22 protein-coding genes are annotated in these 21,397 nt (G+C 66.4%); 10 read left to right on the top strand and 12 right to left on the bottom strand.

Features of this window, described 5'->3' with window-relative positions:
- Nucleotides 1-10: 10 nt before the first annotated feature.
- Nucleotides 11-1,018: an isopenicillin N synthase family dioxygenase gene (locus AZ34_RS03655; protein ID WP_035604897.1), complete on the bottom strand. Its 1,008-nt coding sequence runs from the start codon at nt 1,016-1,018 to the stop codon at nt 11-13.
- 222 nt (nt 1,019-1,240) lie between these two features.
- On the opposite strand from AZ34_RS03655, the gene rutR reads away from it, so the two are divergent.
- Entirely contained in the window at nt 1,241-1,996 is a 756-nt protein-coding gene (gene rutR / locus AZ34_RS03660; protein WP_051509504.1) for an HTH-type transcriptional regulator RutR, read from the top strand.
- Nucleotides 1,997-2,012: 16 nt separating this feature from the next.
- On the opposite strand, the gene AZ34_RS03665 is transcribed toward rutR, so the two are convergent.
- The 3 genes from AZ34_RS03665 to AZ34_RS03675 all read right to left on the bottom strand — a co-directional run bounded on the left by AZ34_RS03665 (nt 2,013) and on the right by AZ34_RS03675 (nt 4,728).
- Nucleotides 2,013-3,251 (bottom strand): NAD(P)/FAD-dependent oxidoreductase, encoded by a 1,239-nt coding sequence (locus AZ34_RS03665; RefSeq protein WP_035604905.1) that lies wholly within the window; start codon nt 3,249-3,251, stop codon nt 2,013-2,015.
- Complete coding sequence (locus AZ34_RS03670; protein WP_035604907.1) at nt 3,248-3,601, bottom strand: RidA family protein; 354 nt, start codon at nt 3,599-3,601, stop codon at nt 3,248-3,250. The genes AZ34_RS03665 and AZ34_RS03670 overlap by 4 nt, the downstream gene beginning before the upstream one ends.
- A gap of 161 nt (nt 3,602-3,762) precedes the next feature.
- Nucleotides 3,763-4,728 (bottom strand): LysR family transcriptional regulator, encoded by a 966-nt coding sequence (locus AZ34_RS03675; protein WP_051509505.1) that lies wholly within the window; start codon nt 4,726-4,728, stop codon nt 3,763-3,765.
- A gap of 114 nt (nt 4,729-4,842) precedes the next feature.
- Between AZ34_RS03675 and AZ34_RS03680 the strand changes: the two genes are divergently transcribed.
- Nucleotides 4,843-5,874 carry a Bug family tripartite tricarboxylate transporter substrate binding protein gene (locus tag AZ34_RS03680; protein ID WP_197026491.1) on the top strand — a complete coding sequence of 344 codons (1,032 nt, stop codon included), beginning with the start codon at nt 4,843-4,845 and terminating at the stop codon, nt 5,872-5,874.
- 10 nt (nt 5,875-5,884) lie between these two features.
- Nucleotides 5,885-7,408: an amidase gene (locus tag AZ34_RS03685; RefSeq protein WP_035604909.1), complete on the top strand. Its 1,524-nt coding sequence runs from the start codon at nt 5,885-5,887 to the stop codon at nt 7,406-7,408.
- A gap of 36 nt (nt 7,409-7,444) precedes the next feature.
- Here the strand turns inward: AZ34_RS03685 and rutF are convergent, their stop codons facing one another.
- The 6 genes from rutF to rutA are packed head-to-tail and all read right to left on the bottom strand — an operon-like array spanning nt 7,445 to nt 11,698.
- On the bottom strand, nt 7,445-7,957 hold the full coding sequence (gene rutF, locus AZ34_RS03690; RefSeq protein WP_035604910.1) for an NADH-dependent FMN reductase RutF: 513 nt from the start codon (nt 7,955-7,957) through the stop codon (nt 7,445-7,447).
- 22 nt (nt 7,958-7,979) lie between these two features.
- Nucleotides 7,980-8,570 (bottom strand): malonic semialdehyde reductase, encoded by a 591-nt coding sequence (locus AZ34_RS03695; protein ID WP_035604913.1) that lies wholly within the window; start codon nt 8,568-8,570, stop codon nt 7,980-7,982.
- 8 nt (nt 8,571-8,578) lie between these two features.
- Entirely contained in the window at nt 8,579-9,376 is a 798-nt protein-coding gene (gene rutD, locus AZ34_RS03700) for a pyrimidine utilization protein D (RefSeq protein WP_035604916.1), read from the bottom strand.
- Nucleotides 9,377-9,381: 5 nt separating this feature from the next.
- Nucleotides 9,382-9,774 (bottom strand): pyrimidine utilization protein C, encoded by a 393-nt coding sequence (gene rutC, locus AZ34_RS03705; protein ID WP_035604919.1) that lies wholly within the window; start codon nt 9,772-9,774, stop codon nt 9,382-9,384.
- A 44-nt stretch (nt 9,775-9,818) separates the two neighbouring features.
- On the bottom strand, nt 9,819-10,568 hold the full coding sequence (rutB, locus tag AZ34_RS03710) for a pyrimidine utilization protein B (protein WP_155831712.1): 750 nt from the start codon (nt 10,566-10,568) through the stop codon (nt 9,819-9,821).
- Nucleotides 10,569-10,579: 11 nt separating this feature from the next.
- A complete protein-coding gene (gene rutA, locus AZ34_RS03715; protein ID WP_035604922.1) occupies nt 10,580-11,698 on the bottom strand; it encodes a pyrimidine utilization protein A in 1,119 nt (372 codons plus the stop codon).
- A gap of 332 nt (nt 11,699-12,030) precedes the next feature.
- Between rutA and ruvB the strand changes: the two genes are divergently transcribed.
- On the top strand, nt 12,031-13,107 hold the full coding sequence (gene ruvB, locus AZ34_RS03720; RefSeq protein WP_035604926.1) for a Holliday junction branch migration DNA helicase RuvB: 1,077 nt from the start codon (nt 12,031-12,033) through the stop codon (nt 13,105-13,107).
- Nucleotides 13,104-14,051, top strand: a complete 948-nt coding sequence (locus AZ34_RS03725; RefSeq protein ID WP_051509506.1) for a MipA/OmpV family protein — start codon at nt 13,104-13,106, stop codon at nt 14,049-14,051. The genes ruvB and AZ34_RS03725 overlap by 4 nt, the downstream gene beginning before the upstream one ends.
- Before the next feature lie 53 nt (nt 14,052-14,104).
- On the opposite strand, the gene AZ34_RS03730 is transcribed toward AZ34_RS03725, so the two are convergent.
- On the bottom strand, nt 14,105-14,413 hold the full coding sequence (locus AZ34_RS03730; RefSeq protein WP_035604930.1) for a hypothetical protein: 309 nt from the start codon (nt 14,411-14,413) through the stop codon (nt 14,105-14,107).
- Nucleotides 14,414-14,525: 112 nt separating this feature from the next.
- On the opposite strand from AZ34_RS03730, the gene AZ34_RS03735 reads away from it, so the two are divergent.
- From AZ34_RS03735 to AZ34_RS03755, 5 genes are all read left to right on the top strand, one after another.
- Nucleotides 14,526-15,776, top strand: coding sequence for an ABC transporter substrate-binding protein (locus AZ34_RS03735; protein WP_035604933.1), 1,251 nt, complete (start codon nt 14,526-14,528; stop codon nt 15,774-15,776).
- 56 nt (nt 15,777-15,832) lie between these two features.
- Nucleotides 15,833-17,074, top strand: a complete 1,242-nt coding sequence (locus AZ34_RS03740) for a carbohydrate porin (RefSeq protein ID WP_051509507.1) — start codon at nt 15,833-15,835, stop codon at nt 17,072-17,074.
- A gap of 85 nt (nt 17,075-17,159) precedes the next feature.
- Entirely contained in the window at nt 17,160-18,038 is an 879-nt protein-coding gene (locus AZ34_RS03745) for a carbohydrate ABC transporter permease (RefSeq protein WP_035610807.1), read from the top strand.
- The gene (locus AZ34_RS03750) at nt 18,028-18,897 is read left to right on the top strand and encodes a carbohydrate ABC transporter permease (RefSeq protein WP_035604936.1); all 870 of its coding nucleotides are present in this window, start codon (nt 18,028-18,030) and stop codon (nt 18,895-18,897) included. The genes AZ34_RS03745 and AZ34_RS03750 overlap by 11 nt, the downstream gene beginning before the upstream one ends.
- 16 nt (nt 18,898-18,913) lie before the next feature.
- Complete coding sequence (locus AZ34_RS03755; protein ID WP_035604940.1) at nt 18,914-19,981, top strand: ABC transporter ATP-binding protein; 1,068 nt, start codon at nt 18,914-18,916, stop codon at nt 19,979-19,981.
- On the opposite strand, the gene AZ34_RS03760 is transcribed toward AZ34_RS03755, so the two are convergent.
- The gene (locus AZ34_RS03760; protein WP_035604944.1) at nt 19,964-21,394 is read right to left on the bottom strand and encodes a sensor histidine kinase; all 1,431 of its coding nucleotides are present in this window, start codon (nt 21,392-21,394) and stop codon (nt 19,964-19,966) included. The two genes, AZ34_RS03755 and AZ34_RS03760, sit on opposite strands and share 18 nt — an antisense overlap.
- Nucleotides 21,395-21,397: the final 3 nt, after the last annotated feature.

Genomic DNA, 21,397 nt, shown 5'->3' on the forward strand with positions numbered 1-21,397 from the left:
TTGCCCTGCCTCAGGCCGCGAGCTTGGTGCCGCCGAAGGTCGTCTGCTTGACGAACTTGGAGGTCAGGTGGTCGCCCGAGCTGATGGGGGCGTACTTGGGGGCTTCACCCGGGGCCAGGCACACGGGCAGGCACTCGATCATGGCGTCGTAGTTGGGCTGGTGAAAGAACACCAGCGACTGCCGCCGCGTGTTCTTCATCGCGTCGTCGAAGGGCGGGTTGACCACGCGGTGCAGCGTCGAGGTCCACTGGTCATTGGTCCACTGCATCATCAGGTCGCCGATGTTGACCGCGAAGGCATCGGGCATGTGCGGCACGTCCACCCACTGGCCGGCCTTGTTGAACACCTGCAGGCCTGGCCCGTCAGGCCGCACGATGGTCAGGCTGCCGTAGTCGCTGTGGGCGCCGGCGCGCATCTGGCCGGGCAGCGGCGGTTCGGTCTGCGCCGGGTAGCTCAGCACGCGGAACATGCTGATGTGTTCGTTGATCTTGTCGTCGAAGAAGGTTTCGGGCAGGCCCAGGCCGAGCGCGAACATGCACATGAGCGAGCGTGACAGTTCGCTCATGGCCTCGAAGTACGCGGTGTAGGCCTCGCGAAAGTCCGGAAGCGCCTCGGGCCACAGATTGGGTTCGAAGTGCGCGCCAGCGGCCGGGCCGCGATGGTAGTCGTCGTCCGGGACATTGCCGGGGCCGATGGAGAAGGACTCCTTGAGGTCACCGGGCGCGGCTTCTTCGAGGCTGTAGGACAGGCCTTCCTCGCCCACGGCGCTGTAGCCGCGCACCGCGTCATCCCGGGGACGGTCCACCTTGCGCTTGTTGGCCAGCGGCAGGGCAAAAAACTGGCGTGAGGCCTCGGACACGCGCTGGATCAGCACCGGGTCGATCTGGTGGTGGGTGATGACCAGGAAACCAATGCCCCGGCAGGCCTCGTCGACGGCGCGCGCCACCGCCGCCTTCCCCTCGGGCGTGCCTGAAAACCAGGGCTGCAGATCGATGACGGGAACATTCAGCACGGACATGACGGGCTCCAGGGTGAGGCGCGCGGGCTGCGGACGCGGAGGTCTTGCAACGTCCATGCCAACTTTGGACCAATTGGACAAATCTGCGGGACGGCCCGGCGCGCTGCGCTGGTGCGCTTGCGCGCTGGGCTGGTGCGCCGGGCCTGCACGCTTCATGCATGATGCGGGGCAACGCCGCAGGCGGGCGCCGCCATCGCCGCGCCATCTCCAAGAACCGTTGCCATGCCCACGCCCCTGCCCCGCAAATCCACCCGATCTCCGTCATCCGCGTCGCGCGCAACCCAGGCCAAGCAGCCGTCGTCCAAACGAGGGGAGCGCGCAGGTGCGCAGCGCAAGAGCGGTGTGCGCGCGGCGGCGCCGGGCAGCCGGCGGCTGCGGCAGATCGAGGACAAGCGCAGCGCCATCCTCAGCGCGGCGCTGGGGTTGTTCTCCCGCTACGGCCTGCATGGCACCACGGTGGACCAGGTGGCCGCGCGCGCCGACGTCTCCAAGAGCAACCTGCTGTATTACTTCGCCAACAAGGAAGAGCTTTATGTATCGGTGCTGCGTGAGCTGCTGGAGGTCTGGCTGGAGCCGCTGCGCAGTTTCACGGTGGAGCAGGACCCGCGCGAGGCCATTGCCGCCTACATCCGTCGCAAGCTGGTGATCTCACGCGACCGGCCCGATGCCTCGCGACTCTTCTGCCTGGAGATGATTCAGGGCGCGCCCCTGCTGCGCGACGAGCTGGCGCGCGAGCTGCGCGACCTGGTGAGCGCCAAGTCCGAGGTGATCCGTGCCTGGGTCGCCGCGGGCAGGCTGGCGCCGGTGGAGCCGCACCACCTGGTGTTCGCTCTGTGGGCGCTGACCCAGCACTACGCCGACTTCGCGGTGCAGGTGCAGGCCATCACCGGGCAGACCTTAGACAACCCCGCCTTCTTCGAACAGGCCGTGGACAATGTGCAGCGCCTGGTGCTGGAAGGCATCGTCGCACAGCGCTGAGCCTTCTCTTCAGCACTCAGCCGAAGCGCGCTGGCGAATACGGGCGCGGATCGACGCGTGGTGTGTCGCCGTCCACCATCTCTGCCAGCACCCGGCCGCTGATGGGGCCCATCGTGAAACCCTGGTGCGCGTGACCGAAGTTGAACCACAGGCCGCGATGCTTCGGTGCCGGGCCGATCACCGGTTTCATGTCTGGCAGGCAGGGCCGCGCGCCACGCCAGGGCTGGGCCTCCACCGGCGTGGGCAGGTCGATCAGTTCGCGCGCGGCGGCCTCGGCCCGCGTCAATTGCCAGGGGGTTGACGACGCATCGCGGTGCGCGAATTCGGCACCGGTGGTGATGCGCACGCCGCGTTTCATGGGCGCGATGACGAGCCCACGGTCCATGTCGAGCAGCGCTCGCATCGGCCCCACGGCGCCGGTGTAGTGTCGGTGGTAGCCGCGCTTGACGAAGAGCGGCACGCGGTAGCCGAGCGGGTGCAGCAGCGTGTCGGACCAGGGGCCCAGGGCGACGACCGCGTGTTCCGCCTCGAGCACGCCTTCCTCAGAGCGGACAGACCAGCCGGTGGTGCCCTGCCGCAGCGACCGGGCGTCGCCGCGCGCGATGCGGCCTCCACGGCGCAGGAACAGCGCGGCGTAACGGCCGACCAGTTCACCCGGGTCGTTCACGCTCCAGGGGTCAAGCCAGTCGATGGCGCCGGCCAGGCGCTGCCTCAGTGCGGGTTCGGCCCGCGCCAGTTCATCGGGCGTGAGCGCCGCATGGCGCAGTCCGTGCTCCGGTGCAACACGTTCGGCCGTTTGCAGCGCGGTTTCCAGGGTCGCGGGATCGCGAAATACCCAGCGGTAGCCATTGCGCTGCACCAGGTCGTTCGCGCCGGCGGCCTCGATCAGCGGTGCGTGCTCGGCGATGGCATGGTCGGACAAACGACCGTAGGCCTGCGCGATGGCCGGGTAGCGTGCGGGTGCCGAGTTGTGCCAGTAACGCGCCAGCGGGCCTGCGAGCGCCGGCAGCGCGGAGTAGTGGTAGTTCACGTCCCCGCCGCGTTTGAAGGCAGCGCGCAGCAGCTTGCCCAGCGCACGCGGAAATGGGTACGGCTCGACGGCCTCGCACTGGATGATGCCGGCGTTGCCATAGGACGTTTCCTCGCCCGGGTCGCGCCGGTCCACCAGCACAACGGCATGCCCGCGCTGCTGCAGGTGCAGGGCGGTGCAGGTGCCGACCATGCCGGCACCCAGAACGATGGTGGTCTTGCTCATGGTTGCGCGCTGGCGATGACGGTCAGTTCGAGCAGCGCCTTGGGCAGCATCAGGTCGGCGCGCACGGTGGTTCGCACCGGGCGCGGTTCCGGGAAGGCTTCGGCGTAGACGCGGTTGAAGCCGGCGAAGTCCGCCGGGTTCACCAAGTGGGCGGTGACCGACACCACATCGGCCAGGCTGAGGCCTTCACCGTGCAGGGTGGCCGCGATGCGTTGCAGGGTCAGCGCAGTCTGGGCCTCGATGCCCTCGGGCACGCTGCCGTCGGCGGCGATCGGCAGGTCGCCAGACAGGAAGACCAAGCCGGCGGCGCGGCGGACTTTGGAGAAGGGAAGTGCGGGGAGTGAGGTCATGAGGGGGAAGCCATCGGCACGCGTGAAGTCAGAGTGCTGATTATTCCGCGCGGGGCAGCCGATCACCAGTTGGAGAGGCTCAATCCTGCGTTGCGCCTGCCGCAATCCATGGACCGCGCGTGGGGGTACTCGCGTTGGGTGCCAGGACAAGGCGACCTCGCTCAGAAATCGTGCTGCACCGTCTCGCGCAGGTGGTTGATGAAGGCGCGCGCCGCCTCGGGCAGGTGGCGCCCAGCCATGGTCTGCACCTCGAAATGCCGTTCATTCATCTCGCGATCGCGCAGCGCCACGGCCGCAACGGTCCCGGCCTGCAGTTGCGGGCGCAGCGCGATTTCGCCGCAAAAGGTGATCGCGCGCGTGCGCGCCACGTACTGGATCAGGGGGTAGAGGTGGTCGCTGGTGACCATGGCGTCGAGCGCGAGCGCTTGCCGGGTGCAGCTGATGTCCAGCAACTGCCGCAGTGTGGAGGCGGGGGCGGGCAATGCCAAGGGGTAGGCGACCACCTGGGAGAGCGACAGCTGGCGCCGCTTGGCCAGCGGATGGTCGGGTGCCATCACCGCAAGAATGGGCGAGGGATGACGGAACTCGACGTTGAGCCCGCGCTCGGAGGTCAGGCTGACCGTCACACCGATGTCGGCCGCGCCTTCGCGCACGCGGCGGGCCACCTCGCTTTGCACGCACATGTCCACCGTGAAGCGTATGCCTTGGCTCTCGGTCTGGAAATCGGCCACCAGGGCCGGCAGGAAGTCATAGGCGAAACCTTCAGTGGCGGCGATGCGCACCTCGCCCTGTCGCAGCCCGCGCAGCGCGAGGATTTCGTCGGTGACGCGTTCGATGTCCAGCCAGGTGCGACGGGCATGGGCGGCGAGCAGTTCACCCGCGGAGTTGAGCGTCATGCCGCGCGCACGGCGTTCGAACAGCAAGGTGTCGAGTTCGCGTTCCAGCCGGGCGATCTGCCGGCTGACCGCCGAGGGCGCCACCTCGAGCCGGGCGGCGGCTTCGGTCACCGAGCCGGCGTGAGCCACCTCCATGAAATAGCGCAGTGACACTTCCTGCAGCACGCGCGGGTTGATCGGCCGACGGCCGGCGCCGGTCCGGGCGCTTGGGGTGCGTGATGTCGACGTCATGGTGACGTTTCAATCGTTGCGATTTCGGCAACGTAACTTTAATTCCATTGTTCTTGCTGCATGTATGCCGCGTTTCTACCATGAGGCTGTACCGAACCTGAAAGGCACTCACCCATGCATGCTTCCCGTTCCCTGGATCGTTCCCACGCTGCTCCTCACGCCGCGCGCCGCGCGGCGGGCGTGGTGTGCGCGCTCACGGCCTTGCTGCTGTCGCTCGCGGTTCCCGCGACCGCGCTGGCGCAGGCCGCCTGGCCATCGCGCCCGATCACCCTGGTCGTGCCCTTCCCACCCGGCGGCAGTGCCGACACCATCGGCCGCCTGATCGGCAAGCGCCTGTCCGACGAGTTGGGCCAGCCGGTGGTGATCGACAACCGGCCGGGCGCGGGCACGGCGGTGGGTGCAGGTTATGTGGCCAAGGCGCCTGCCGATGGCTACACCCTGCTGGTCAGCTCTGGCTCGACCTTCACCGCCAATCCAGCGATTCGCTCCAATCTCCCTTATGACTCGGTCAAAAGCTTTGACCCCATCGCCATCGTGGGCCGCATTCCCCTGATCCTGCTGGCCAATAAGGATGAGCCGGTCAGCACGGTGCAGCAGTTCGTCGCAGCGCTCAAGGCCCAGCCTGAAAAATACACCTACGCTTCATTCGGCAGCGGCACCACCTCGCACTTCACGGCAGAGATCGTCTTGCACGCGGTGGGCGCCCAGGCCTTGCATGTCCCGTACAAGGGCAGTGCACCGGCCATGACCGATTTGATAGGCGGCCAGGTGCCCTTTTCCTTCGACACGGTCACTGCGGCCATCCCCCAAGTCAAGGCTGGCAAGGTCAAGGCCATCGCGGTGACCTCGGCCAAGCGTTCCTCGCAACTGCCAGACGTGCCGACCTTCGCCGAAGCCGGCTACCCCCAGATCAATGCCGACACCTGGATCATGCTGGTCGCCCCCAAGGGCACACCCGCGCCGGTGATAGGGAAGCTTGAAAAAACCATCGGCAAGATCCTGGCCACGAACGAAGCCAAGGCAGCGTTGTTGGCGCAAGGTGCCGAACCGGCATTCGCTGGCGCAGCCGCGTCGGTCGCGCAGATTGCGAAGGAAATGCCCTTGATGCGCGAAGTGGCCCTGCGCGCGAAGATCCAGGCCGATTGACGTCCCATCGATGACATCCATCACCGAGACTTCCGCCGTCGAGCTGCGCCGCCTTATCGGCGCGCGCGAACTCTCACCGGTTGAGTTGCTTGAAGCATGCATCGCACGCATCGAACAGCTCAATCCCTATGTCAATGCGATCACAGCGACCTGGTATGAGCGCGCACGCGCAGAGGCGCGCGTCGCCGAAGCTGCAGTGTTGCGCGGTGAACCCTTGGGCCTGCTCCATGGCTTGCCCTTGGGCGTCAAGGACTTGGAGCCGACCGCCGGCCTGCTGTCCACCCAAGGCACGCCCAGCCTGCGCAACAACGTGCCCTCGCGTGACGTCGAACTGGTGCGCCGCTTGCGCGCGGCCGGCGCCATCGTGGTCGGCAAGACCAATGTGCCCGAGATGGGGGCCGGCGCCAACAGCCGCAACCCGGTGTGGGGCGCGACCGGCAATCCCTTCGACCCCAATCTCAACGCCGGCGGATCGTCTGGCGGCTCGGCGGCGGCGCTCGCGCTGGACTTGCTGCCGCTGTGCACCGGTTCCGACACCGGGGGCTCGCTGCGCATTCCGGCGGCCAAGTGCGGCGTGGTCGGCATGCGGCCCTCGCCGGGCGTGGTGCCGAGCGTGCGCAAGCCCATGGGCTTCTCGCCGATCTCGGTCGTGGGGCCGATGGGCCGTGACGTGGGGGACGCCTGCCTGCAGCTGGCCGCGACAGCCGGTCCGCATCCCGGGGACCCCCTGAGTTATCCGCTGGATGCAAAGGCGTTCCTCAACCTGGCCGAGGTCGACCTGTCGCGACTGCGTGTCGCCTGGACCGAAGATTTCGGCGCCTGCGACGTGGATCCCCTGGTGCGACGCGTGTTCCGTGCACGCATCTCGCGTCTGCGCGGGCTGTTCGCCGCCTGTGATGAGGTGCGGTTTGAGCTGGGCGAGGTGCACCGTTGCTTCGACGTGTTGCGGGCCGAAGCATTTGTGGCGGGCATGCGTCAGACCTACGAACGTGACCCGGCCAGCCTGGGACCCCATCCGCGCGCCAATTACGAGATGGGCGCGCGCATGAGCTTGCTGGATTCCGCCTGGGCCCAGACGGAACAGACCCGCATCGTGCAGCGTTTCCAGAGGGTGTTCGAAGGCTATGACTTGGTGCTGTCACCGACGACGCCGGTCTCACCCTTTCCATGGACCTTGCCCTACGCGGCTGAGATCGACGGGCGCCGCCAGGAGAACTACTACCGCTGGTTGGCGCTGACCTATGTGGTCACGCTGACCACGCACCCGGCGATCACTCTGCCGTGTGGCACGGATGGCACGGGCATGCCCTTTGGTCTACAGGTGACCGGCGGCTTCCGGGGCGACCTGCCGCTGCTCGCGGCGTCCAAGGCCATGGAGCAAGCCTTCGCGCGCGACCCCGATTTGCGCCGCCCCCGTCCGGACCTCACGTGCCTGCGCAAGGCCGAACCGGCGCTCGACTCCATCGTGACGGCTGCGCCGGACGACCGACACGCGCACGTGCCGAACGACGCGACGGCCGCCTCGGTGGTGTGAAGGCGGCACCGGCGGGAGGCACTTTGCTCGTCTTGTTCAGCGCGCCGCGCCGAGCGCGTGGTAGCGCCGGTTGAAGTAGATCAGGCCTAGCCCCGCGTCGTCGCCCATGGCCTGCGCGGTCACCTCGCAGAACAGCACATCGTGCGTGCCCATGGCGCTGTGGCGCAGCACGCGACAGTCGAATGACACCAGCGCGTCCTGTAACAGCGGCGCACCGGTGTCCAGGCGACGCCAGAGGGCGGCGGCAAAACGTTCGTCCATCGGGGTCTTGCCGCCAAACAGGGAGGCCAGGGCTTGGTGGCCTGGGCCCAGCACGTTGACGCACAACACCCCGTTGGCCTGGAAGGTCGGGTAGACCGAGGCCGAGCGGTTCAGGCAGACCAGCAGCGTGGGCGGCTCGTCGCTCACGCTGCAGACAGCCGAGGCGGTGAAACCCGCGCGTCCGGCGGGTCCGTCGGTGGTGACGATGTGCACCGCCGCGCCCAGACGTGCCATGGCATCGCGGTACTCGGTGCGGGTGACGGCGGGGTCTGCGGCGATGGATTGCATGGGGTTCCTTGCGACGCGTTGGTCAGGCCAGGCGGCAGGCTTCGTCGAACGACAAGCGGGGCAGCCGTTCGTGCAGGTGGCTGCTGTCGCCATGGCCAAGGTTGATGAGGAGGTTCGTGGTCCAGGAGCTGCCGGCGAAAAAGGCCGCGTCCACTTTTGCCTTGTCGAAGCCGGACATGGGGCCAACGTCCAGCCCCAGCGCGCGGGCTGCGAGGATCAGATAGCCTGCCTGCAGGGTGCTGTTGCGGAAGGCGGTCTCGTGCGCGGCAGCCGGGCTGCCGGTGAACCAGCTGCGCGCGTCCGCATGGGGGTACAGCCGGGGCAGGGCTTCGTAGAAGGCTGTGTCCCAGGCGACGATCACGGTGACTGGTGCGGAGAGTGTCTTGTCGAGATTGCCCTTGGACAGCGCGGGTGCCAGGCGTTGTTTCGCTTCGGGCGTGCCCACGAACACGAAACGGCCGGGCGAGCTGTTGGCCGAGGTGGGCGCCATGCGCGTCAGCTCGTAGAGCCGGCGCAACAATTCATCTGACACGGGTTCATCGGTCCAGTGGCCGTGGGTGCGGGCCTCGGTGTACAGAGTGGCTAGCGCGGCAGTGTCCAGGGGTGGTCGCATGGCAGTGTTCAGTGGGCTGTGCGCGCATGCTGCGCAAGGAAGGCGAGCAGCGCGGTGTTGAAGGCCTCGGCCTGGGTCACGCTGTGGGCGTGGCCGCCGTGGGGCAGGGTGTGCAGTTGGACCCGGGGCAAGCGATCCGCGAGGTGGCGCGAACAGGTCCAGGGCACCAGCGTGTCGTCCTGCGCAGCGCTGACCCAGACGGGGATGTCGAGGCCGGGCAGGGCCGCGTCGCAGTCGAAGGCGCGCAGGGCAGCGATGCGCTGGCGCATGACGGTCTCGCCGGGGAAATGCGCGATGGCGTGCTCCACCTCGGCCTGCACGCGCTCCGGGTGTTCGGCGCACCATGCCGCCGGGTACAGGAAGATGGGCTGCGCCTCGCAGTAGGCGCGGGCGCCGCCTGCGGCCAGCAAGGCCAGGCGCGCCTCAAAGCAGCGCGCCGAATGCGGGTTGGGGAGGGACCAGGCATTCACCAGTCCCAGGCTGGCCACGCGGGCCGGCGCGTCCAGCGCGAGCTGCAGACCCACCAGTCCACCCAGCGCATGGCCCACGAGGTGACAGCTCGGCGTGGCGGTGGCGTCCAGCAGCTCGAGCACGTCCTGCGCCATGTGGGCGATGCGGTAAGGCTCGGGCAGCGTGCCGCCGCTGCGGCCGGTGCCGCGCTGGTCGTAGGTGATCACGCGCCAGCCGGCTCCGAGCAGGGCGTCGAGCTGCGGGCGCCAGAACGCGGCCGCGCCGCCCAGACCCGAGGACAGCAGCACCGTGGGCCCGCTCGCGGGCCCGATCACCTCGTGCGTCAGCACCGGCATCGCGTTCAGGCCTTCTTGCCTATGTGGGCGATGGTGGCAATCTCCACCAGCGCGTCGGGTTTGACCAGGCCGCACTGGATGCAGAAGCGCGCGGGTTTGCTGCCCGGGAAGAACTCGGCGTAGACCGCGTTGATCTTGGCGTAGTTGGCCCAGTCGGTGATGAAGATGTGGTTCATGGTCACGTCGGCCATGGTGCCTCCGGCGGCTTGCACCACGCCCTGGATGGTGGTGAGCACATGGCGGGTCTGGGCGGCGGCGTCACCGACGTGGACGACGTTGTTGTCCTTGTCAAAGGGCAAGGTGCCCGAGACGTAGAGCACACCGTCGGCCAGGGTGCCGGGCACATAGGGGGCGAGCGGCACGCCGGTGCCGGGCGGGATGATGGCGGTTTGGGGCATGGGGTTCTCCAGTCGGGAGTAAAGGGGGTGAGGGAAAGGGTCAATCAGTCGGGCAGCGTCTGGCAGAAGGCGTCGACGCTGGAGACCCAGCCGAAGAAGGTCTCGACGTTGTAGACCACGCCTTGCTGGATCTGGGCCGAGCCGAGTTGGTGCGTGGCGTCTTCCAGCATGACCGCGAAGTATTCGAGGTGGAAAGCGTCGCGCAGCGTGGACTCCACGCAGACGTTGGTGGCGATGCCGGTGAACACCAGGTTGCGGATGCCGCGCCCGCGCAGCGTGCTGTCCAGCGTGCTGTTGAAGAAACCGCTGTAGCGCGTCTTGGGCACGACGATGTCACTGGGCGCGGGGCGCAGGGCGTCGACCAGCTCGTAGTCCCAGCCGCCCTTGGCCAGGAACTTGCCCGCGAGCTCGGGCCTGGCGCGCATGGTCTTGAGGGCGTTGGACTTGTAGTAGTTGGGCGAGCTGGGGCCGCCGGCTTCGACATACTGCGCATCCCAGCCGTTCTGCAGGTACACCACGAGTACGCCCGCCCGGCGCGCCGCCGCGATGCAGCGGCCGATGCGGGCGATGGTGCCCTGCGCACCCGAGATGTCGAAACCCGCTGAGTCCACGTAGCCGCCCAGCGAGGCATAGGCGTTCTGCATGTCGACCACGATCAGCGCGGTATTGGCCGCTTGCAGCAGCAAAGGCTCAGGCCGCGCGGGCAGCACCCAGGCGGGCCGCACGCCCGCCAGCGCGGGGATGCCCACCGGCGTGGTGGACGTGAGGGTCTGGTTGGTCTTGGGGGTGTTCACGTTGGCGCTCCTCAGGCTGCGAGCGCCTCGGCCCGCACGCGCGAGGGCACGGGGCTGTCGACGTGGGTGCGGGTCTTCATCAGCGGCTGGATATGCTCGCCGAAGGCGCGCACGCCGGCCACGAAATCGTCGAAGGTCAGCAGCACGCCCTCGGTGCCAGGGACATCGGCCATCTCGTCGAGCATGCGTGCCACGCTGGCGTAGGACCCGACCAGGGTGCCCATGTTGATGTTGACCGCCGAGGGCGTGGTCGGGTCGGTCATCTGGCGCACATTGGTGTCGCCACCGGACTTGGTGTCGGCCGCGCCCTGTTGCGCCATCCAGGCCACCGCTTCGTGGTCGATGCCGGCCTTGTAGTGTTCCCACTTGGCGAAGGCGGCTTCGTCGCTTTCGTCGGCGATCACCATCATCAGCACGTAGGTCGTGACCTCGCGCCCGGTCTTGGCCGTGGCCTCGATCAGCTTGTCGGCTGCGGGTTTGAAGGCGATGGGCGTGTTGATGCCCTTGCCGAAGCAGAAGTTGTAGTCGGCGTAGCGGGCTGAGAATTCCATGCCCGCGTCGCTCTGGCCGGCGCAGATGACCTTCATGGGCGCCTGGGGCTGCGGGCTCAGGCGGCAATCCTCCATCTTGAAATGCTCGCCCTTGAAGTCGGACCGTCCCTTCTCCCACAGGTCGCGCAGCACCTGGATGTATTCGGAGAGGTACTGGTAGCGGGTGGAGAAGAACTGGTCGCCGGGCCACATGCCCATCTGCGAGTACTCGGGACGCTGCCAGCCGGTCACGAGGTTGAGGCCGAAACGCCCCTTGGAGATGGAGTCGATGGTGGAGGCCATGCGCGCGACGATGGCCGGCGGCATGACCAGGGAGGCCGCGGTGGCAAAGAGTTTGATCTTGGTGGTCACCGCAGCCAGGCCAGCCATGAGGGTGAAAGTTTCGAGGTTGTGGTCCCAGAACTCGGTCTTGCCACCGAAACCGCGCAGCTTGATCATGGACAGCGCGAAATCCATGCCGTAACGCTCGGCCTCCTGGGTGATCTGCTTGTTCAGTTCGAACGTGGGTTGGTACTGTGGCGCGTTTTCCGACAGCAGCCAGCCGTTGTTGCCGATGGGGATGAAGACGCCGACGTTCATGGGTAGCCTCGCAGTGGTAGGGAACCAGAGAACCCGCCCCCGTTGGGCAGGCCGATGACAGCCAAGTAGCAGGCACCGTGCCAGTTGATAAATCTGTTTAAATTCAATGGCTTACGAATGAATCAAAGGAGATTTTTGACCAAATGGTTCAAATTGATGCGCGGCGTTTCGCTGGGGCGACGGATTTGGTGCGCCTGCGCCCAGCGGCGGTGCGATGCGCAGGTGGTGGTTGCTGGACAGGGCGTGGGCTGCGAGCGCGGGGTGGGCCGGCGGGGCGGCAGGGGCGCGGGGCCGGCCGGGAATCACACGGATAATCCGCTGCAACAGCCACCATGACCATACAGACCGACGACTTCACTCCCACGCCGCGCGTGGTGTCCGCCGCCAGCGCCTCGCCCAAGGAGGAGGTCATCGAGCGTGCCCTGCGTCCCAAGCTGCTCGACGAGTACGTGGGTCAGACCAAGGTGCGCGAGCAGCTGGAAATTTTCATCGGCGCTGCGCGCAAGCGCGAAGAGGCGCTGGACCATGTGCTGCTGTTCGGTCCGCCCGGCCTGGGCAAGACCACGCTCTCGCACATCATCGCGCAGGAGCTGGGCGTCAACCTGCGCCAAACCAGCGGCCCCGTTCTCGAGAAGCCCAAGGACCTGGCCGCGCTGCTGACCAACCTCGAGAAGAACGACGTGCTCTTCATCGACGAGATCCACCGCCTTTCACCGGTGGTCGAGGAAATCCTCTACCCCGCGCTGGAGGACTACCAGATCGACATCATGATCGGCGAGGGGCCGGCGGCGCGCAGCATCAAGCTCGATCTGCAGCCCTTCACCCTGGTGGGGGCGACCACGCGCGCTGGCATGCTGACCAACCCGCTGCGCGACCGCTTCGGCATCGTGGCGCGGCTGGAGTTCTACACTGCCGAGGAACTGACCCGCATCGTCACGCGCAGCGCCAAGCTGCTCAACGCGCCCATGGATGACGAGGGCGCGGAGGAAATCGCGCGCCGGTCGCGCGGCACGCCGCGCATCGCCAACCGTCTGCTGCGCCGCGTGCGCGACTACGCGGACGTCAAGGGCGTGGGCCGCATCACGCAGGACATGGCGCAAAAAGCCCTGGTCATGCTGGACGTGGACCCGCAGGGCTTCGACTTGATGGACCGCAAACTCCTCGAGGCCGTGATCCATCGCTTTGACGGGGGCCCCGTGGGGCTGGACAACATCGCCGCCAGCATCGGCGAGGAAGCCGGCACCATCGAGGACGTGATCGAGCCCTACCTGATCCAGCAGGGTTTTCTGCAGCGCACCCCGCGCGGTCGCGTGGCCACCTTGGCCGCCTACCGCCATCTGGGCGTGGCGCCGCCCCAGGTGCAAGGCAGTTTGCCAGGCACGCCGGACGTGGGTTTGTTCGGCGCATGAGGGCGCGCGGCATCGACGCGGCGCGGCCCTGGACGGCGTGCCTTGCCGCCGCGCGGGTGAGTACGGCCTTGTTCTTGGTATTGGTCGCCGGATCGGCCTGGACGCAGGGCTTGGCGACTCAGGCAGAGTCTGTGCCGGAGGAGAAGGACTTCGTCGCCGAGTCCGGCCTGCCGCGCTGGGAACTGGGCGCGGGCGTGGCCATGGTGGACTTTCCCCTCTACCGTGGCGCGGCCGAGCGGCAGCGTTACTGGCTGCCCACCCCCTATGTACAGTACCGGGGGGACTATCTGCAGATGGACCGCGAGCGCATGCGCAGCCCCCTGTTTGAACGCGAGAACGTGGAAATCGACCTCAGCCTCAACGGTTCCGTGCCGGTCGATAGCTCGGAAAGCCGCGCGCGCCGTGGCATGGACGACCTGGACCCCACGCTGGAACTCGGTCCCGAATTGCGCTGGGTGCTGCTGCGCGACGAACGGCGCACGGCGCGGCGCGGCGACACCTTCATCGACCTGCGCGTGCCACTGCGCCCAGTGTTCGCCGTCAGCCTCGAACGCTTCGAGCATGTGGGCTGGCTGGCCCAGCCCACCCTGAACCTGGCCTACAAGAATGTTTTGGGCACGGGCTGGAACCTGGGTGCCTCGGTGGCGTGGTTGTATGGCGACGCAGGCTACCACCGGTATTTCTACGACGTGGGCGCCCGTGACGCGAGCGCTGAGCGCCCGGCCTACCAGGCCAGCGGCGGTGCCTCGGGACAGCAACGCACGCTGACCTTGAGCCGTGTGCGGGGGGATTTCTGGTTGGGTGCCTTTTTCCGTCAGGACGACCTGCACCACGCGGTGTTCGCCGATAGCCCGCTGGTGCAGCGGCGCAGCAACCATGCCATGGGCCTGGCCTTCGGCTGGACCTTCGCGCGTTCGTCCGAGAGAGTGCCGACGCGCGAGTGAACGCTGGTGTGCTTGTGTGTGTGTGCGAGCGCAGGCCCGCCGATTTCATTTCACTAGTGCGCGCAGGCCCGGGCTGTCTTGAGCAACCGCTCCATCAGCGCCTGCCCCTCGTCGGGGGACTTGAGCGCGAACTTGCTTTCGTGCCCCGAGCCCAGCGCGCCGCCGCCGTAGACGATCTTGAAATCGTCCTTGCCCACTTCGACGTACTGCACGATGTTGAGGTTGATGTAACGACGCTTGCCGCCGTCTTCTGGCAACTCGAACAGGCAGAAACCGCCTTGGCCTGCCTGCACCTCCTCGGTGGCGTGGGCCGGCAGGCCGAGACAGAGCGAAACCAGCAACAAGAAACGAGGGGACAGCATGCGCGGATTGTACGGGCGGGGTAAATACCGATCGTTAGGATCCTTTAATTAATAAAAAATTAACACACCTGACTTCCATGTCGGGAAACCCACTTACAAGAAAGACCACACCATGAGACTCCATCGAATTCTGCTGGCCTGCGGCATGGCCTTGTCCGTCAATCTGGCCCTGGCGGCCGATGTGGAAGTGCTGCATTACTGGACATCGGGCGGCGAGGCCAAGTCGGCGGCCGAGCTCAAGAAAATCATCAGCGGCAAGGGCCACACCTGGAAAGACTTTGCCGTGGCCGGCGGCGGCGGCGACAACGCCATGACCGTGCTCAAGAGCCGCGTGGTCTCGGGCAACCCCCCGGCTGCCGCGCAGATCAAGGGCCCGGCCATCCAAGAATGGGCCCAGGAAGGCGTGCTGGCCAATCTGGACGCAGTGGCCAAGGCCGAGAAGTGGGACAGCCTGTTGCCGGGCGTCGTGGCCAACGTCATGAAGTACAAGGGTGCCTACGTGGCGGCGCCGGTGAACGTGCATCGCGTGAACTGGGTCTGGGCCAATCCGGACGTGCTGAAGAAAGCCGGCGTGGCCGGCATGCCCAGCAACTACGACGAGTTCTTTGCCGCGGCGGACAAGATCAAGAAGGCCGGTTTCATCGCCGTCGCCCACGGTGGCCAGAACTGGCAGGACTTCACCACCTTCGAATCGGTGGTGCTGGGCGTCGGCGGCGCCAAGTTCTACCAGGACGCGCTGGTCAAGCTCGACCCCGCAGCCCTGGGCTCGGCCACGATGAAGAAGTCCTTCGAGACTTTCCGCAAGATCAAGAGCTACACCGACAGCGCCGCGCCGGGCCGCGACTGGAACCTGGCCACCGCCATGGTGATGCAGGGCAAGGCCGGTTTCCAGTTCATGGGCGACTGGGCCAAGGGTGAGTTCATCGCGGCGGGCAAGAAGCCGGGCAAGGATTTCCTCTGCGCCGCGGCGCCGGGCACGGCCAACGCCTTCACCTTCAACGTGGATTCCTTCGCCATGTTCAAGCTCAAGGACCAGGGTGCCCAGCAGGCCCAGGCCACGCTGGCCGCGGCCATCATGAGCCCGGACTTCCAGGAGGTGTTCAACCTCAACAAGGGTTCCATCCCGGTGCGCCTGAACATGTCCATGGCCAAGTTCGACGACTGCGCCAAGCTGTCCAGCAAGGACTTCGTGGCCACCGCCAAGAACGGTGGCCTGGTGCCCTCGGTCGCGCATGGCATGGCCATCGCCCCGGCCACCGAAGGCGCGATCAAGGACTTGGTGAGCCAGTTCTGGAACGACGACAAGATCACCGTGGACGAAGGCGTCAAGCGCCTGCTGGCAGCCGCGCGTACCAAGCCCTGAGTGATTGGGCTTTCATTTCCCTCTAGCAAGCAAGTAAAAATTCAACAGGAGACAACATGCACTACAAACGCGCCCTCATCGCGGCGGCCAGCTTGGCCGCCCTCACTGCGGCCGGCGCGGCCGACCTGGGTTCCGGCATCGAGTTCACCGGCTACAGCCGCGGTGGCCCGGTGTTGAAGTCTGACAAGAACATCGATGCCAAGAAAGATTCCGTCGGCGGCTTCAGCCTGGGCGGTGACCTGCAGGCCTACCGCCTTGGCAACGAAGGGACCCAGAGCGGTTACGAGTTCTTCCTGGGCAAGACCTTCGACGCCGACAATGGCGTGAAGTACAAGTTCGGCTACATGCCTGAAAACTGGGGCGGTGGTATCGGCACCGTGCAGGCCTACAGTGAAATCTGGGGCTTGGATTTCGCGCCTGAGGCCAAGTTCTGGGTGGGCCAGCGCCGCCTGCGCATCCAGGACGTGCACATCGTCGACAACTTCCTGATGGACCTGGGCGAGTACCAGGGCGCTGGCGTGCAGGACTGGAAAGTTGGCCCGGCCAGCGTCGCCTTGACCCTGTCCTCGGGTGACAAGTTCGACGCCAAGCTGCCGCAAGGCACCTCGGCCAGCAAGGTGAACCTCGATGTCGGTTTGCCGATCAGCGAGAGCGGCAAGCTCCGTCTGGTGGCGACCAGCGTCAGCACCACGGGTTTCGATAAGAATGGTGGCAGTGGCTTCTCGCTGCTGTACAACCAAGGCTTCGGCGCCTTGAAGAACAGCCTGTACCTGCAGACCTCCAGCGGTCTGGCGAATATCCAGGGCAAGTTCGTGGACCTTGAGCAGAGCGATGATGCATCCGGAGTTGCCGCTGACGTGATCGCTTACAAGGTGAGCCGCGTTGCTGACTCCGTCGACTGGCAGTTTGGCAACTTTGGTGGACAGGCTCTGCTGGCTTATCAAATCAGTGAGCCGGAGAACGGTGCGAACAAGGGTGTGGAAACCAAGGACCTGTCCTTTGGTGGTCGTGTCTCCTACGCTTTCACCAACAACTTCAAGCTCTTGCTGGAAGCGGCCACGACCAAGCGCTCGCGTGACGGCGAGGATGATCAGACGCTGAACAAGGTCACGATCGCCCCCACGCTCAGCACCGGGCCGGGCTTCTACAAGCGTCCGGAATTGCGCCTGTACGTGACCATGGCGAACTGGAACGGCGCGGCTGCGGCTGCCAATGCGGATTCCTTTGGCACTGACGACAACAACGCGACCCTGAAGAAGCAGACCATCGTGGGTCTGCAGTACGAGATCTGGTGGTAAAAACCTGCCGGATTGAATGATGGCCAGGGGAAGAGCCATGGGCTCTTCCCCGGTTTTTTTGTTTGGATGCGTGAACCTTGTGCGTTTGACTGATCGATTGGAAAAATGGCTGCCCAAGCTGGTGCTGGCACCTGGCCTGGTCTTGGGCTTGGCCTTCATCTATGGGCTGATGATCTGGAACGGCGTGCTGTCGGTCTCGGTCTCGCGCATGCTGCCGAACTACGAGTTCGTGGGGCTGGCGCAGTACGCCCGGCTCTGGGAGATGGACCGCTGGTGGGTGGCGCTGAAGAATCTGGCGATCTTCGGTTTCGGTTACGTGGGCGGCTCCATGGTCCTGGGCATCTGGCTGGCCATCCTGCTGGACCAAAAAATCCGTGCCGAAGGTTTCATCCGCACGGTCTACCTCTACCCCATGGCCCTGTCCTTCGTGGTCACCGGCACGGTCTGGAAGTGGCTGCTCAACCCCAGCCTGGGGCTGGAGAAGCTGTTGCAGGACTGGGGCTGGGAAGGCGCGAGCTTTGGCTGGCTGGTGGACAACGACATGGCGATCTACTGCGTGGTGATCGCGGGTGTCTGGCAGTCGGCGGGTTTCACCATGGCGCTGTTCCTGGCGGGCCTGCGTGGTATCGACGACAGCATCATCAAGGCCGCGCAGATCGACGGTGCCTCGCTGCCGCGCATCTACTGGCGCATCGTGCTGCCTGCCCTGCGGCCGGTGGTGTTTTCCACGCTGATGGTGTTGTCGCATCTGGCGATCAAGAGTTTCGACTTGGTCATGGCCCTGACCGCGGGTGGACCGGGGTACGCCACCGACGTGCCCGCCACCTTCATGTACGCCATGAGCTTCACGCGTGGCCAGATCGGCCTCGGCGCGGCCAGTGCGATGGTGATGCTGATGACGGTCGCGGCCCTGGTGGTGCCTTATCTCTACAGCGAACTGCGGAGCAAGGCCCATGAGCGCTAAAACATTGTCTTGGCGCTGGCTCAGTCGCGGTCTGATTTACGGCAGCTTGGGGCTGGGCGCGCTGCTCTTTCTCGCGCCGCTGTACGTGATGCTGGTCACCTCGCTCAAGGATGCCGAGCAGATCCGCGCTGGCAATCTGTTGGCCCTGCCGACCTTGCTGAACTGGGAGTCCTGGACCCTGGCTTGGTCCACGGCTTGCACGGGCGCGCAATGTTCGGGCCTGCAGCCCTATTTCTGGAACTCGGTGCTCATGGCCGTGCCGGCGGTGCTGCTGTCCACGGCCTGGGGCGCCATCAATGGCTACGTGTTGAGTCTGTGGAAGTTCCGCGGCAGCGACACCTTGTTCGCCCTGCTGCTCTTTGGCGTCTTCATGCCCTATCAGGTGGTTTTGCTGCCCATGAGTCAGGTGTTGGGCTGGCTGGGGCTGTCCAGCTCGGTGGGTGGGTTGATCCTGGTGCACATGCTGGCGGGTCTGCCCAGCACCACGCTCTTCTTCCGCAACTACTATGCGGCCGTGCCGCCTGAACTGCTGCGCGCGGCACGCATCGACGGCGCGGGTTTCTGGATGATCTTCTGGCGCATCATCCTGCCCATGTCCACGCCCATTGTGATGGTGACGCTGATCTGGCAGTTCACCCAGGTCTGGAATGACTTTCTGTTCGGCGTGGCCTTCACCGGGGCGGACTCCAAACCCGTCACCGTGGGCTTGAACAATTTGGCCAACACCTCCAGCAGCGTGAAGGCCTACAACGTGGACATGGCCGCGGCGTTGATCGCGGGCCTGCCCACCATGCTGGTCTATGTGCTGGCGGGACGTTATTTCGTGCGCGGGCTGACGGCCGGTGCCGTCAAGGGTTGAGGAAAGTAAAGACGATATGGCTTCTGCGCTGGATATTCGTGGCATCCGCAAGAGTTTTGGCAAGGGCGAGCGGCAGGTAGAGGTGCTAAAGCGCATCGACATCGCCGTCAAGCCCGGTGAGTTTCTGATCCTGGTCGGTCCTTCGGGCTGTGGCAAGTCCACCCTGCTCAACCTGATCGCGGGCCTGGACGACCCTACCGAGGGCGCCATCCGCATCGGTGATCGTGACGTGGTGGGCGTGCCCCCGGCACAGCGCGATATCGCCATGGTGTTCCAGAGTTACGCCCTGTACCCGACGATGAGCGTGGCCGAGAACATCGGATTCGCGATGGAGATCCGCAAGGTGCCCAAGGCCGAGCGCACGCAGCGCATCGCCGAGGTGGCCGCCATGCTGCAGATCAGCCACCTGCTGGACCGCCGGCCTTCGCAGCTCTCGGGCGGTCAGCGCCAGCGCGTGGCCATGGGGCGTGCCTTGGCGCGCCAGCCTGAGCTTTTCCTCTTCGACGAACCGCTGTCCAACCTGGACGCCAAGCTGCGCGTGGAGATGCGGGCCGAGATCAAGCGTCTGCACCAGATCAGTGGCATCACCAGCGTCTACGTGACGCACGACCAGATCGAGGCCATGACCCTGGGCAGCCGCATCGCGGTCATGAAGGACGGCCTGGTGCAGCAGCTCGGCACGCCCGACGAGATCTACAACCGGCCGGCCAACACCTATGTGGCGACCTTCATCGGTTCACCGACCATGAACCTGATTGCGGGCATGGCCGCACCGGATGGCCAGGGGTTCGCGTTGCCCGAGGCTCGGCTGCCCCTGGCCTGTCCGGCACCGGCGGGCCAGGCCCTGACCCTGGGCGTGCGGCCCGAGCACCTGCTGCTCAGCGACAGCGCCGACTGGCGCGGCGAGGTGCAGGTGGTGGAGCCCACGGGCGCGGACACCTACGTGATGGTCCAGACCGCGGCGGGTCGTGTGACGGTGCGCACCTCGCCGCAGACGCCGGTGCGTGCCGGCGACAGCGTGGGCCTGGCACTGAGCCCCGACCAAGCGCACTGGTTCGACGCCGCTTCAGGCGCGCGCCTCTGACGCGTCCGCCAGCCGGGGCAGCAGCAGGCGCACCCGCAGGCCGCTGCCGCCCGGATTGGCTTTGCTCGGGGGCTGCGCGGCCTCGATGAGGGCCTCGCCGCCGTGGCGGCGCGCGATTTCCTGCACGATGGACAGGCCCAGGCCGCAGCCGCCCGGCAGGTTGCTGCCGCGCCAGAAGCGCTCGAAGGCCTGGTCGCGCAGGGCGGCGTCCAGGCCCGGTCCGTTGTCTTCCACGCGCAACTCGATCCGGGGGCCATGCTCCAGCACGGCGATGGTGACGGTGCTCTCACCGTGCCCTGCGCCCTCCTGACGACCATAGCGCAGGGCGTTGTCAATGAGATTACCCAGGGCCTCGCGCAGCAGCAGTTCCGAACCCAGTACCCAGACCCAGGCCTGCTCAGGGCCTTCGTAACCCAGGTCCACGCCCAGGCTGACCGCACGCGGGCTGAACTCGCGCGCGACGGCCCGCGCCAGCTGGGCCAGGTCCAGCGGTTGCATGGGCACCTCGGCGCCGCTGCGCGCCAGCATCAGCAACTGGTTGAGCAGGTGGGCGCTGCGCTGCGCGCCGGCATGCACTTTCTGCAGGCGCACCTTGATGAGTTCGGGTGATTCTTCTTCCAGCGCCAGCTCGGTCTGGCTGATCAGGCCGGCCAGGGGCGTGCGCAGCTGGTGGGCGGCGTCGTTGATGAAGCGCTTTTCCTGCACCATGTTGCGCGCCACCGAGGCCAGCAGGCGGTTGATGGCGATGAGCAGGGTGTGCACTTCGCGTGGCGCCGTGGTCAGTTCGAGGGGCGTCAGGTCCTGCGGTGAACGCTGCTGGAGCTGGATTTCCAGCCGGGTCAGGGGCTGCATGCCCCGTTTGATGCCTGCATGGACCAGCAGGCTGAGCAGCAGGCCCAGCACCAGCAAGGGCGCGAGCAGGTCGGCGATCAGCTCGCGCGCGATGCGGTCACGCGCCACGTAGCTCTTGGCCAGTTGCACCCGCAACAGCTGCGCGTCGCCCTCGCCATAGGGCAGGTCCAGCACCACGGCGCGCATCGTGCGCCCATTCTGTTCGGTGCGGTAGACCGCAGGCGTGCCCGGGCGCAGGGGCAGAGGCGGTTCGGCGAAGGACAGGTTGCCGATCAGAAAGCGGCCGGGCGGCGAGGACACCATGTAGTTCACGCGGTCCTCGGGTTCTTCCTCGATGATGGCCTGCGCCGCCCGGGGGAAGTCCACCAACAGGCCCGAGCCGATGGGCTTCACCTGCCGGGCCAGCGAGCGCACCGACTGCAGCAGGGACTGGTCCAGGGCTTTTTCGGCCGAGATCAGCGCGATGCGGTAGGTCAGCGCCCCGCCCACCAGCCAGAGCACCAACTGCGGCAGCAGCAGCCAGGCCAGCAACTGACGGCGCAGCGAGGGAATGGATTTCATGCC

The sequence above is a fragment of the Hylemonella gracilis str. Niagara R genome (assembly GCF_000600295.1).
Lineage (GTDB): Bacteria > Pseudomonadota > Gammaproteobacteria > Burkholderiales > Burkholderiaceae_C > Hylemonella > Hylemonella gracilis_A.